This window comes from Nonomuraea sp. LPB2021202275-12-8 (genome assembly GCF_037044575.1).
In the GTDB taxonomy this organism is placed as follows: domain Bacteria; phylum Actinomycetota; class Actinomycetes; order Streptosporangiales; family Streptosporangiaceae; genus Nonomuraea.
In genome coordinates this window covers 43108-55353 of record NZ_JBAHWD010000037.1, presented here as the reverse complement: position 1 = coordinate 55353, position 12246 = coordinate 43108, and the positions used below count along the sequence as shown (strand labels likewise).

At 68.9% G+C, this 12246-nt stretch carries 11 protein-coding genes, 2 tRNA genes and 1 riboswitch; of the genes, 3 read left to right on the top strand and 10 right to left on the bottom strand.

Translation table 11 applies throughout. The features are described 5' to 3' along the window. Positions 1-28: 28 nt before the first annotated feature. The 3 genes from glgC (at position 29) to V5E28_RS40810 (ending at position 2565) form a co-directional block, all read left to right on the top strand. Positions 29-1264: a glucose-1-phosphate adenylyltransferase gene (gene glgC, locus V5E28_RS40820; protein WP_336215181.1), complete on the top strand. Its 1236-nt coding sequence runs from the start codon at positions 29-31 to the stop codon at positions 1262-1264. A gap of 62 nt (positions 1265-1326) precedes the next feature. After that, on the top strand, positions 1327-2238 hold the full coding sequence (locus tag V5E28_RS40815) for a hypothetical protein (protein WP_336215179.1): 912 nt from the start codon (positions 1327-1329) through the stop codon (positions 2236-2238). A gap of 51 nt (positions 2239-2289) precedes the next feature. Then, positions 2290-2565 (top strand): hypothetical protein, encoded by a 276-nt coding sequence (locus tag V5E28_RS40810; RefSeq protein WP_336215178.1) that lies wholly within the window; start codon positions 2290-2292, stop codon positions 2563-2565. A gap of 83 nt (positions 2566-2648) precedes the next feature. On the opposite strand, the gene V5E28_RS40805 is transcribed toward V5E28_RS40810, so the two are convergent. From V5E28_RS40805 to V5E28_RS40760, 10 genes are all read right to left on the bottom strand, one after another. Beyond that, positions 2649-2939, bottom strand: a complete 291-nt coding sequence (locus V5E28_RS40805) for a hypothetical protein (protein ID WP_336215177.1) — start codon at positions 2937-2939, stop codon at positions 2649-2651. A 106-nt stretch (positions 2940-3045) separates the two neighbouring features. Next, a tRNA-Leu gene (locus tag V5E28_RS40800) sits at positions 3046-3119 on the bottom strand. 116 nt (positions 3120-3235) lie between these two features. Further along, positions 3236-3313 (bottom strand) — tRNA-Pro (locus tag V5E28_RS40795). 221 nt (positions 3314-3534) lie between these two features. After that, positions 3535-4620, bottom strand: coding sequence for a mechanosensitive ion channel family protein (locus V5E28_RS40790; protein ID WP_336215175.1), 1086 nt, complete (start codon positions 4618-4620; stop codon positions 3535-3537). A 12-nt stretch (positions 4621-4632) separates the two neighbouring features. After that, positions 4633-5628: a ribonucleotide-diphosphate reductase subunit beta gene (locus tag V5E28_RS40785; RefSeq protein WP_336215174.1), complete on the bottom strand. Its 996-nt coding sequence runs from the start codon at positions 5626-5628 to the stop codon at positions 4633-4635. Positions 5629-5655: 27 nt separating this feature from the next. After that, positions 5656-7833 (bottom strand): ribonucleoside-diphosphate reductase subunit alpha, encoded by a 2178-nt coding sequence (locus V5E28_RS40780; protein ID WP_336215173.1) that lies wholly within the window; start codon positions 7831-7833, stop codon positions 5656-5658. A gap of 102 nt (positions 7834-7935) precedes the next feature. Next, a riboswitch (cobalamin riboswitch) is annotated at positions 7936-8141 on the bottom strand. Between the two features lie 4 nt (positions 8142-8145). After that, positions 8146-9102 carry a tripartite tricarboxylate transporter substrate-binding protein gene (locus V5E28_RS40775; RefSeq protein ID WP_336215171.1) on the bottom strand — a complete coding sequence of 319 codons (957 nt, stop codon included), beginning with the start codon at positions 9100-9102 and terminating at the stop codon, positions 8146-8148. Positions 9103-9204: 102 nt separating this feature from the next. Further along, entirely contained in the window at positions 9205-9948 is a 744-nt protein-coding gene (locus V5E28_RS40770; RefSeq protein WP_336215169.1) for an SAM-dependent methyltransferase, read from the bottom strand. A gap of 98 nt (positions 9949-10046) precedes the next feature. Then, positions 10047-11867 (bottom strand): glutamine--fructose-6-phosphate transaminase (isomerizing), encoded by a 1821-nt coding sequence (gene glmS / locus V5E28_RS40765; RefSeq protein ID WP_336215168.1) that lies wholly within the window; start codon positions 11865-11867, stop codon positions 10047-10049. Between the two features lie 10 nt (positions 11868-11877). Continuing rightward, positions 11878-12165: a hypothetical protein gene (locus V5E28_RS40760; RefSeq protein WP_336215167.1), complete on the bottom strand. Its 288-nt coding sequence runs from the start codon at positions 12163-12165 to the stop codon at positions 11878-11880. Between the last annotated feature and the right edge of the window lie 81 nt (positions 12166-12246).

Here is a 12246-nt window from a genome sequence, read left to right as displayed (position 1 = left end):
TCGGCCAAATGAGGGTAGCGTCCTGGGCATGAGGTCCCGGAGGGTGCTTGCGGTCGTGCTGGCAGGTGGAGAGGGCAAGAGGCTCATGCCTCTCACGGCGGACCGGGCGAAACCGGCGGTGCCGTTCGGGGGGATGTACCGGCTCATCGACTTCGTGCTGTCCAACCTGGCCAACGGCGGTTATCTCAAGATCGTCGTGCTGACCCAGTACAAGAATCACAGTCTCGACCGCCACGTCTCGCGCACCTGGCGGCTGTCGGCGATGCTCGGCAACTACGTGACCCCGGTGCCCGCGCAGCAGCGCCTCGGCCCGCGCTGGTTCTCCGGCTCCGCCGACGCGCTCTTCCAGAACCTCAACCTGATCTACGACGAGATGCCCGAGCACGTGATCGTGTTCGGCGCCGACCACATCTACCGCATGGATCCGCGGCAGATGGTGGACCAGCACGAGGACTCCGGCGCCGACGTGACGGTGGCGGCCATCCGGCAGCCGCTGTCGCTGGCCGACCAGTTCGGCGTGATCGAGACCGATCCGCAGGGCCGCCGGATCGTGGCCTTCAGGGAGAAACCCAAGGACGCGGTGGGCCTGGCCGACTCGCCCGACGAGGTGTTCGCCTCGATGGGCAACTACGTGTTCAAGACCCAGTCGATGATCGACGCGCTGCGCGAGGACGCCCTCGACCCCACCAGTAAGCACGACCTGGGCGGCAACATCATCCCGATGCTGGTCAAGTCCGGCGGGGCCGACGTCTACGACTTCGCCCACAACGTGGTGCCGGGCTCCAGCGAGCGCGACCGCGGCTACTGGCGCGACGTGGGAACCCTGGACGCCTACTACGAGGCGCACATGGACCTCATCTCCGCCCACCCGATCTTCAACCTCTACAACGACAAGTGGCCCATCCACACCGGCCACGACCCGCTGCCGCCGGCCAAGTTCGTGCACAACGACGGCGACCGGGTCGGCCGCGCCATCGACTCGCTGGTCTCCCCCGGCGTGATCATCTCCGGCGGCCTGGCCATCAGGTCCATCCTGTCGCCGAAGGTCGTCCTGCACTCCCACTCGCTGGTCGAGGACTCGGTCCTGATGGAGAACGTCAAGGTCGGCAGGGGCGCGGTCGTCCGCAAGGCCATCATCGACAAGAACGTGGTCATCCCTGACGGCGCACGCATCGGCTTCGACCTCGACTACGACCGCACCAGGTTCGCGCTGACCCGCGGTGGGGTCGTGGTCATCGGCAAGAACGAGATCGTGGACCGCTGAGGGGGAAAGACTTCTACCTGCCGGCCATCACTAATCGAATAAGTGCGCTAACGTTCCGTGACATGCCCTCCGTCACCCATGACACGCTGAACGAGTTGTTCCGCAACCGCCCGGCGTTCGCCATCGAGATCCTTCGCGACCTCTTCGGCATCGACATGCCCGAGGACGCGTGCGTTGAAGTGGCCGCGGCCGACTTCAACGATCGGCCATCGCGCGACTGCGCGGCCGACACGGTCGTCACCATCGGACCACGCCACGACCGCTCTTTCGCGGCCGTTGTCGAGACTCAGCTCGAGATCGTCGACTCCAAGCCGATCACCTGGGCCCGCTACGCGGCGGCGCTCTGGCTCCGCGAGGACTGCGAGGTGGAACTGCTGGTGCTCACGCCCAACGCGAAGGTCGCACAATGGGCGTCACAACCGATCCGCACGAAGCTACCGGGCTATGTGCTCCACGCGCGAGTCGTAGGCCCGGACCAGATACCACCCATCACCGACACTGCCAGAGCCTTCGAATCCCCCGAATTGGCCGCCTTGTCGGTGATGGCCCACGGCCACCGGCGAGAGGTGACCGAAACATTCTGGACGGCCTTGGTGAAGGCCGTCGACGAACACGCTCCGCAGTACTATGAATACGCATATCGCCTGTCCTCGCCCGATGCCCGTCGCATTTTGGAGGAGCTCATGTCATCCACCACCTGGCCGGTCTACAGCCCCTTCGCCCGCGAGCACTTCGGCCGCGGCATGGTCGAAGGAAAGGCCGAGGGCAAGGCGGAGGGTAAGGCCGAAGGTAAGGCGGAGGGCAGGGTCGAGGGGGAGGCGCAGGCGGTACTCACCGTGCTGCAGGCGCGCGGCATCCCCGTGACAGATGACACCCGCACGCGCATCACCACCTGCACCGACCTCGACCAGCTCGAGGAATGGGTACGGCGCGCCGCCACCGCGACCACCATCGACGAGCTCTTCGTCAGCTGATCAACGCCCCTGGCCTAGAGTGGGGGCGTGCTTCCAGATCTTCGTCAGCCAATGATCCGCGAGCTGAGCGAGTCCGAATTGCCGCGGCGGCACTGGCGCGGGGACGACGACGACGGCGGTGTGTGGCTGTTCGAGAGCGTCGAGGGCGACGGTGAGCACTGGGCGATCCGGCAGATCGAGATCGACGCCGAGCGCGGCGTGCACCTCTACTGGTGGCGCCACCTGCAGGACGAGCACGGGTTTCTCACCGACCAGGCGCTGGAGATCTGGGAGCTGACCGAGATCAGCGAGTCGGCGTTCCAGTCCGTCTGGGAGGCCGGCGGGTGACCGGCAGGCGGCAGGAAAAGGGTTCGGTCCCGGAGCGCGGGATGTGAGCTCCGGGACCGGTCAGGCTGGGTAAGCCCGCTTGTTCAGTCGTCGAGACGCCAGTCGTCGTTGTCCAGGGCGCGCCTGACCCAGTTGCCGTAGTCGTAGTCGTGGTCACGGCGGACATGGTCGGCGCAGGCGGCGGCGTCACGGGTGCCCTGCGACACCTTGTCGCCACGCACCTCCTGCCAGGTCTTGACCTCCTGCGTCTCCAGGCTGCAGCTCTCCCCCGAGTGGCGGTCGTTGGCGTAAGCGGTGGCCGGGCTCGCCAGGACGGCGGCCAGCGCGGCAGTGGCCAGCACGGCGCCGCCGGCAGCCATAAGAGTGCCTCTCATGATATTCCCCCCGTGATCACGAAGTGTCATCAGCGCATCACTATACGGAGCGATCTTGCGAGTGATGGAGACGCCACGCTGGGCGTGGCGGCAATGATCAACGGGGTGCCGCCCCAGGGAGTCGAACCCTGAACCTCCGCCTCCTGAGGGCGGCGCCTCTGCCAGTTGGGCCAGAGCGGCTTGGGCCCCGGGCCGGGCTGGCGTGGGCCATGCCCGGGGCGAGGGCTCGCGTCCGGCCGGGGGGCGCCATTCCCGTCGGCCAGGCCGAAGCCCGCGGCCCTTTCCTTTCAGGGCCGTGGTCCGAGTGGCAGGATTCGAACCTGCGGTGCTCCTGCTCCCAAGGCAGGCGGGCTACCAAGCTGCCCCACACTCGGATGTGGATGAGGAAGGCCGTGCATGAAAAAACCGCCTCGGGGATGCCCGGGCGGCCGTCCTGCTGACTGTTGAGATCAGCCGGAAGCCGGCCCCGCGTCAAGGGGGCACGGGCCGAGGTTCTTCAGTTCGCTCACCGTCTCCGCCTTTCCGTTCGTCCGACGCTGTCCACGGTAGCCGCGTGATCGCTTCGGGTGCCACCGAATAAAACGGCGCCGTCCGCTCACCCGCGTTCGGCGTCCGGCCAGGGCACCCCGGCGCGGGTCTCAGGCGTCTCGACGCGGAAGCGGGGCAGCGCGTCGGGGTAGTTCTCCCTGATGTAGGTGACGAGGTGCTCGCGTACGTCGCACTTGAGGTCCCAGGCGGACGGGGAGTCCGCGGCGCTCATCAGGCCCCGCAGCTCCACCAGGCCGTTCGGCAGCACGTCGGTGACCTGGAGCGTCCAGTCCTTCTGGTCCCACAGCGGATTGCCCTGGATGAACCGGTAGAGCTCCTCGCGGAGTTTGTCGACCGGCACCGACCAGTCGACTCTCAGGTGGACCACGGCGATCACCCGGCTGCCGTGCCTGGTCCAGTTCTCGAACGGGTTCTGCGTGAAGTAGGAGACGGGCAGGACCAGGCGCCGCTCGTCCCAGAGCCTCACGACCACGTAGGTGAGCGTGAGCTCCTCGATCCTGCCCCACTCGTCCTGGACCACGACCACGTCGTCCAGGCGGAGCGCGTCGCTGAAGGCGAGCTGGAGGCCGGCGAGCATGTTGCCGAGAGTCGGCTGGGCGGCGATGCCGACGACCGCGCCCGCGATGCCCGCGGAGGCGAGCAGTCCGGCTCCCAGCGCGCGCACCTGCGGGAAGGAGAACAGCATGGCGCCGAAGGCCACCACGATGACGGTCGCGGTGGCGACCCGGCGGACCAGCCCGATCTGCGTCATGATCCGCCGGGCCCGCCGATTGCGCTCCCCCTCGATCCGGACCAGGCGGTCCAGCGCGACGTCCGTGAGGGCGTAGCTGGCCTGGATGATCAGCCAGGTCAGCGCCGCGATCGTGAACAGACCGGCCACCCGCTCGATCGCGGCGCCGAACTCCCGCTCCTGCATCGTGTCGCCGAGCATCCTCGGCGCGAACACGATGTTGAACGACATCACGGCGGCCACCGAGAACGCCGGCCAGGTGCAGCGCTCCACGAGGTGACGAGCCAGGTCCCATTTGCGCCCGACTCTGGACAGCACTCGCCTGAACAGTTCCACCAGGAGGATCGCTCCGGCGACGGAAACCGCGAGGATCAGCCAGTCGGACGTCGACTGCACGCTCATGCCCCCAAATGTCTAGAACGTCTCATCAAAGCTCACATTGCCCTCAACAGCCACCTGGTAAGCAGAAACACGCCGTTCGAAGAAGTTGGCCAGCTCCTGCACGTCCTGCAACTCCATGAACGCGAACGGGTTGGCGGTGCCGTATCTCGCGGACAGGCCGAGCCTGGCCAACCGCTGGTCGGCGACGTACTCCAGGTAGGCGCGCATCTGCGCGACGCTCATCCCGGGCATGCCGTCGCCGCACAGGTCGCCGGCGAAGGCCAGCTCCGCCTCGACGGCCTCCTCCAGCATGCGGGTCACCTGCTTGCTCAGCTCGTCGTCGAACAGCTCGGGCTCCTCGGCCCTGACCGTGTCCACGACGCTGAACGCGAACTCCATGTGCATGGACTCGTCGCGGAACACCCAGTTCGTCCCGGTGGCGAGCCCGCTGAGCAGGCCGCGGGAGCGGAACCAGTAGACGTAGGCGAACGCGCCGTAGAAGAACAGGCCTTCGATGCAGGCGGCGAAGCAGATCAGGTTGAGCAGGAACTGCCTGCGCTCGCCGGGTGTCTCCAGGCGCTGTATCCCGTTGATGGAGTCGATCCACTTGAAGCAGAACTCCGCCTTGTCCCGGATGGACGGGATGTGCTCGATGGCGGCGAACGCCTTGACCCGCTCGTCCGGGTCGGGCAGGTAGGTGTCCAGCAGGGTGAGGTAGAACTGCACGTGCACGGCCTCCTCGAACAGTTGCCTGCTCAGGTAGAGGCGCGCCTCCGGGGCGTTGACGTGCTGATAGAGGTTGAGCACGAGGTTGTTGGCGACGATGGAGTCGCCGGTGGCGAAGAAGGCCACGAGCCGGTTGATCAGGTGGCGTTCCTGCGGGGTCATCCTGGCCAGGTCGGCCAGGTCGGTGTGCAGGTCGACCTCCTCGACCGTCCAGGTGTTGCGGATCGCGTCCCGGTAGCGCTCGTAGAAGTCCGGGTAGCGCATGGGGCGGAGCGTGAGGTCCATTCCAGGGTCAAGCAGCATTGGGGGTTTCTCCGTACATTTGGCGAGTTACTGGCAGGCTTCGCAGATTTCCGGGTTCTCCAGGGAGCAGGCGACCGCCTCGGCGGCGGCCTGGACCGGCACCGCCTGCTGGACTGTGGTCTGCGCGATGCGGGTGGCAGGCCGGGAACGCAGGTAGTAAGTGGTCTTCAGGCCGCTCTTCCACGCGTAGGCGTACATCGACGACAGCTTGCCGATGGTCGGGCTGGCCATGAAGAGGTTGAGCGACTGCGACTGGTCGATGTACGGCTGCCGCGCGGCCGCCAGGTCGATGAGGGCCTTCTGCGGCAGTTCCCAGGCCGTGCGGTAGAGCGTCTTGAGGTCCTCGGGGACGCCGGGCACGTTCTGCACCGAGCCGTCGGCACGCTTGAGGTCGTCGCGCACCTGCTGGGTCCACTGGCCGCGGGCCTGGAGGTCAGCGACCAGATAGCGGTTGACCTGGAGGAACTCGCCGGAGAGGGTCTCGCGCTTGAACACGTTGGACACCTGCGGCTCGATGCACTCGTAGCAGCCGGCGATGGAGGCGATCGTGGCCGTCGGGGCGATGGCGATCATGAGCGAGTTGCGCAGGCCGGTGGTGGCGACCTTGGCACGCAGCGCGTCCCAGCGCGGCGACGCGGCGACGCCGTAGTGGTCGGGGTGCAGCACTCCCCCGGCGGCGCGGGTGTCGCCGTACGACGGGTGCCGGCCGCGCTCGACGGCCAGGTCGGCGGAGGTGTCGTAGGCGGCGAGCGCGATCTCCTCGGCGATGCGGGTCGACAGCGCGAGCGCCTCGGGCGAGTCGAACGGCAGCCTGAGCGCGAAGAACACGTCCGCCAGCCCCATGACGCCCAGCCCGATCGGCCGCCACCGCTTGTTGGCCGCCTCGGCCTCGGGGGTCGGGTAGAAGCCGAGGTCGATCGTGGCGTCGAGGAAGCGCACGGCCGTACGGGCGGTCCGGCGCAGCCTGTCGAAGTCGATCCCGTCCCGGTCGAGCAGGTGGGCGGCCAGGTTGATGGAGCCGAGGTTGCACACCGCGGTCTCTGTGTCGCTGGTGACCTCGAGGATCTCGGTGCACAGGTTCGACAGGTGGATGACGTTCTCGGGGCGGGCCGTCTGGTTGGAGGTGCGGTTGGCCGCGTCCTTGAAGGTCATCCAGCCGTTGCCGGTCTGCGCCAGGGTGCGCATCATCCGGCCGTACAGGGTCCTGGCGGGGATCTGGCGGACGGATCGCCCCTCGGCCTCGTAGGCCCGGTAGGCGCGGGTGAACGCCTCGCCGTACAGGTCGGTGAGGTCGGGGACCTGCTTCGGGTCGAACAGCGACCAGACCTCGTCCGCCTCCACCCGGCGCATGAACTCGTCCGGCACCCAGTTCGCCAGGTTGAGGTTGTGGGTGCGGCGGGCGTCCTCGCCGGTGTTGTCCCGCAGTTCCAGGAACTCCTCGATGTCGGCGTGCCAGGTCTCCAGGTAGACGCAGGCCGCGCCCTTGCGGCGGCCGCCCTGGTTGACCGCCGCCACCGAGGAGTCCAGGGTGCGCAGCCACGGCACGATGCCGTTGGAGTGCCCGTTGGTACCCCTGATCAGCGAGCCGCGCGAGCGCACCCGGGTCCAGGAGATGCCGATGCCCCCGGCGTACTTGGAGAGCCGGGCGACCTGGCCGTACCTGTCGTAGATCCCCTCCAGGTCGTCGCGGGGCGAGTCAAGGAGGAAGCAGGAGGAGAGCTGGGGCCGGCGCGAGCCCGAGTTGAACAACGTCGGCGAGCTCGGCAGGTAGGAAAGGGTGGACATCAGGCTGTAGAGCTCGGCGGCCTCGGCGACCGTCGCCGACAGCCCGCACGCCACCCGCAGGAAGAAGTGCTGTGGCCGCTCCAGCACCGCCCGGGTGACCGGGTGGCGCAGCAGGTAGCGGTCGTAGACCGTGCGCAGCCCGAAATACTCGAAGCGATCGTCGGCCTCGTCCGAGATCAGCGCGTCCAGCTCGGCGGCGTTGGCCGCGACGAACGCCGCCAGCGAGTCCTGGACCAGCTCGGCCGCGTGGGTGGCGGCCACCGACTCGGAGAACGAGCGCACCCCGTGCCCGGCGGCCTCGTCGGCGATCTCCTCAGCCAGCAGCCTGGCGGCCACCCGCGAGTTGGCCGGGTCGGCGATAACCCGCGCGGCTGCCTCCTCGATGGCCAGCCGCCGGTCACCCTCAACGATCTGCGTCATGTGCTCTCTCCTCGCGAGCTCATCCCCGTGAGGGCACGCGAGAGCACGGCGGCTCGTCTCAGATCCCCGGCCGCGACGCCCCCGGGCCCTCCCTCGAGGCCCTGGACAATCCCATCGCCGGCAGGTCTTCGGGCTTGCGGGCGCCCGGCCGGAGATCCGGCGCGGTCCTAGTGGCCGTCGCTTCCCAGATCTCTCCAGTGCGTGTGACGGCGGTCGTTCCCGCTCACCGCTGCGGGGCAGCCCCGGAATCGCACCGGGTTCCCTTTTGCTCCGCCTCAAGGAGGCGAACCAGCGACGAGCAGGATCCTACATCTAGTGGCCGTGTCCGCAACTACCCCAGCATGTTGTGCCTCCGGCCGCTTCTCGCAGTCCGAGGTCGCGCATCACGGCCTGGGTCCGCCGCACCTCGGAGGCCAGCCACTGCTCGAACTGCTCGCCCGCCAGCGGGATCGGCGCCCACCCTCCGGCACGGCACGCCTGCTGCCAGGCCGTCGACCCCGTCACCTCCTCGCACATGCGGACGGCCGAGGCGCGGACGTCATCCGCCATGCCTGCCGGCCCGACCGCGGCGCACCAGTTGGCGAAGTCGACCCGGACCCCGCTCTCCAGCAGGCTCGGCGCGTCGACCCCGGGGAAGCGCTTGGCGCAGGAGACGGCGAGCACCCTGACGCGCCCCCGTTCGATGTGCGCGCGCCAGTCGGCGAGCGTGCCGGCGGCGGCCGCGGCCCGGCCGCCGAACAGCGCGGTTCCGGCCTCGACGCTGCTCGGGTAGCCGGTGTAGTCGACCTGCCGGGTGTCGGCGCCGACCCCTTTGGCGATCAGCCCGAACAACAGGTGGTCGGGTTCCCCCTGCGGCCCTCCGGCCAGCGGCGTCTCACCCGGCTTGGCACGCAGGTGGGCGCCGAAGTCCTCGAAGGTCTTGAAACGGGAGTCGCCGGGCACGAGCACGACCTCCACCTCGCCCGCCAGCCTGGCCAGCGGCGTCGCGGTCTCGGCCAGCGGGTGCCCGTTGTTGAGCTCGGCCGCGGCGAGCGCGGGCAGCCCGGTGACGGTGATCCGGACGGCCGGCCCACGCGTGGCAACCGGGACGCCGACCTTGTGCATCGCCTTGCTGAACGCCCGGGTGACCTGCCGCCACCGCTCTCCTCCCGGCAGGATCGAGTACGGTCCCCGCATGCCCGCCCGGCCGGGCGGGTGCTGCTCGGTGCCGCAACCGGCCAGGCAGCCGGCCACCCCCAGTCCCACCGCGAGAAACCGCCTTCGCCGCATGACGTGCCTCCCCCGAGCTCTACCTCAGGTTATTGACACATTACGCAGAGTTACACATCCGGGTCGCGGTCCCTTGTGATCGCGAAAAGTCCCGACATGGGGCTACGGCTTCCTCGCCAGCCCCGCCAGCACGTACGAGGGCAGCGGCGCGCCGCCCACCAGCCGGGGCCGGTCCGGGCGCCACTCGGCCGCCTGCACCAGGCCCGGCGGCACCAGCTCGAAGTCGCCGAAGAAGGCGCGGATCTCCTCCGGGCTGCGGTCGGCGCCGGTGGACGAGCCCTCCTCGTTCTCCTGCCTGCTGGTCGAGGTGGCGTGGGTGAGCGCAAGGTAGCTGCCGGGCGCCACCGCCTCGCGCAGTCCGGCGACCATGCCATGCGGATCGCGGCCGTCCGGGACGAAGTGGAGCATCGACACCATCAGCACGGCGACCGGCTCGTCCAGGTCGAGGAATCCGGAGGCCGTGGCCAGCACCTCGTCGGGGTCGAGCAGGTCGGCCTCCACGAAGACCGCTCTGTCCTCCCCCTCCAGCAGCGCACGAGCGTGCGCGGCCACGATCGGATCCTGGTCGACGTAGACGACCAGGGCGTCCGGCACCACCTCGTGCACGTTGCCCTGGGTCGGCAGGCCGCTGCCCAGGTGAAGGAACTGGTCGACCCCGGCCTCGGCGACGTAGCGGACCGCGCGCTGGAGGAAGCCGCGGTTGGCGCGGGCCAGCGGCAGGGCCTCCGGGATCAGATCCGTCAGCCTGTCGATGGCCTCGCGATCGACCGCGAAGTTGTCCTTGCCGCCGAGGAGGTAGTCGTACATACGGGCGAGATTGGGAGTGTGTGGGTCGAACTGGGGCACACTCCCGACACTATGGGCTCGCTGTCAAGAGGGTCACGGGGCCGATTCCGACTATGACCCATCCGAACGGTAAGCATTGTCTTACCGGCGTTCGGCGCCTATTCGACCGTGACGCTCTTGGCCAGGTTGCGCGGCTTGTCCACGTCGCGGCCGAGCGCGACCGCCGCGTGGTAGGCCAGGAGCTGCAGCGGGATCGTCAGCAGGATCGGGTCCAGCTCGATCTCGTTCTTCGGCACCACGATGGCGTCGTCGGCCAGCTTGGCGTCCGGCTCGCGGTGCCCGACCATCAGGACGTTGCCGCCCCGGGCGCGGATCTCGCCGAGCGTGGTGAGGTTCTTGTCGAGCAGCTCGTCGTCCGGGACGATCGCCACCGTCGGGATCTCCGGGCCGATCAGCGCGAGCGGGCCGTGCTTGAGCTCGCTGGCCGGGTAGGCCTCGGCGTGTACGTAGGAGATCTCCTTGAGCTTCTGCGCGCCCTCACGGGCCACCGGATAGCCGCGCACCCGGCCCACGAACATCATGCTGGCGTGCCCGGCGTACTTCCGCGCCAGCTCGGCGATCTTGTCGCCCTGCATGAGGATCTCGCCGATCTGGTCGGGCAGCCTGCGCAGCCCCTCGCAGATGCGCCGGCCGTCGGCGGGCGACAGGTCGCGCACCCGGCCCAGGTGCAGCGCGAGCAGCGCGAACGCCACCGCGGTCGAGGTGAACGCCTTGGTGGACGCCACCGACACCTCCGGCCCCGCGTGCAGGTAGACGCCGCCGTCGACCTCGCGGGCGATGGCGCTGCCGACCGCGTTGACGATGCCGATGACCCGGCCGCCCTTGCGCTTGAGCTCCTGTACGGCGGCCAGGGTGTCGTAGGTCTCGCCGGACTGGCTGATGGCGACGTAGAGGGTGTTCTGGTCGACGACCGGGTTGCGGTAGCGGAACTCGCTGGCGGGCTCGGCGTCGGCCGGGATGCGGGCCAGCTCCTCGATGAGCTGCGCGCCGATCTGGCCGGCGTAGTAGGCCGAACCACAGCCGATGATCTTCACCCGGCGGAAGGAGCGGGTCTCGCGGGCGTCCATGTTCAGCCCGCCCAGGTGGGCGACGTTGAAGCGCTCGTCCAGGCGGCCGCTCATGGTGCGGGCGACGGTGTCCGGCTGCTCGGAGATCTCCTTGAGCAGATAGTGCTCGTAGCCGCCGGTGTCGTAGTGGCCGGCGTCCCAGTCGACGGTGAGCGGCTCCTTGGCCGTCTCGCGGGCGTCGCTGGAGAACGTGTGGAAGCCGTCGGCGCGCAGCACGGCCAGCTCGCCGTCCTCCAGGTGGACCACCTGGCGGGTGTAGCGGACGAGAGCGGCCACGTCCGAGGCCGCGAACATCTCCTTCTCGCCGATGCCGAGCACGATCGGGCTGCCGTTGCGGGCCACGACCACCTCACCCGGCCGCTCCGCGTCGATCACCGCGATGCCGTACGTGCCGACGACGCTCTTGAGCGACTTTCTGACGGCCTCCTCCAGCGAGTCGTTCTCGTCGACGGCACGGGCGATCAGGTGGGCGAGGACCTCGGTGTCGGTCTCCGACAGGAACGTCACGCCGTCGGCGATCAGCTTGGCGCGCAGCTCGTCGGCGTTCTCGATGATGCCGTTGTGCACGACCGCGACGCGCTCGTCGGCGGACAGGTGCGGATGCGCGTTCACGTCGCTGGGCACACCGTGCGTGGCCCACCGGGTGTGGCCGATGCCGAGGGCCCCCTTGAACCGGGCCGGCACCACCTTGGCCAGGTCGGCCACCCTGCCCTTGACCTTGCGCACCTTGAGGCCCTTGTTGGAGACGACGACCCCGGCGGAGTCGTAACCGCGGTACTCAAGCCGCTGCAGCCCTTCGAGCAGGATGGGAGCCGCGTCCTTGGGCCCCACATACGCCACGATTCCGCACATCCGAGCTCTCCTATCCGTAGACGATCCGGCGCAGCTGCCGCAGTGACAGCTCCGGCGCCGCGACCCGGCGGCCCCGCAGCTCCGCAGCGACCCTGGGGAAGATCTCGTCGTTGGTGAGGCCGCGAGCCTGCAGCTCGCCGTGGCGCCGCCGTACGAACTCCTCGGTCGACTCGGAGAAGTACGACAGCACGTCGGCCACCACGCGCGCCGCCTCGCCTGGCCCCAGGGGGCTGGTTCTGGTCAGGTGGGCGATGAGGTCCTCGTAGGGATGCCGTGCCGTGGACACAGACGAGGACATTACGCAGATCGAACGAGTCACGCCAAGTTTCTGCCCGATATCGGGCAAGGAATAGCCCTAAAGCACTTCCCCGGGCCGCCA

Bases quoted from the DNA above. Each gene is read 5' to 3' on its own strand.
- glgC (WP_336215181.1), top strand. From the start codon at position 29: ATGAGGTCCCGGAGGGTGCTTGCGGTCGTGCTGGCAGGTGGAGAGGGC.
- V5E28_RS40815 (WP_336215179.1), top strand. From the start codon at position 1,327: ATGCCCTCCGTCACCCATGACACGCTGAACGAGTTGTTCCGCAACCGC.
- V5E28_RS40810 (WP_336215178.1), top strand. From the start codon at position 2,290: ATGATCCGCGAGCTGAGCGAGTCCGAATTGCCGCGGCGGCACTGGCGC.
- V5E28_RS40805 (WP_336215177.1), bottom strand. From the start codon at position 2,939: ATGAGAGGCACTCTTATGGCTGCCGGCGGCGCCGTGCTGGCCACTGCC.
- V5E28_RS40790 (WP_336215175.1), bottom strand. From the start codon at position 4,620: ATGAGCGTGCAGTCGACGTCCGACTGGCTGATCCTCGCGGTTTCCGTC.
- V5E28_RS40785 (WP_336215174.1), bottom strand. From the start codon at position 5,628: ATGCTGCTTGACCCTGGAATGGACCTCACGCTCCGCCCCATGCGCTAC.
- V5E28_RS40780 (WP_336215173.1), bottom strand. From the start codon at position 7,833: ATGACGCAGATCGTTGAGGGTGACCGGCGGCTGGCCATCGAGGAGGCA.
- V5E28_RS40775 (WP_336215171.1), bottom strand. From the start codon at position 9,102: ATGCGGCGAAGGCGGTTTCTCGCGGTGGGACTGGGGGTGGCCGGCTGC.
- glmS (WP_336215168.1), bottom strand. From the start codon at position 11,867: ATGTGCGGAATCGTGGCGTATGTGGGGCCCAAGGACGCGGCTCCCATC.
- V5E28_RS40760 (WP_336215167.1), bottom strand. From the start codon at position 12,165: ATGTCCTCGTCTGTGTCCACGGCACGGCATCCCTACGAGGACCTCATC.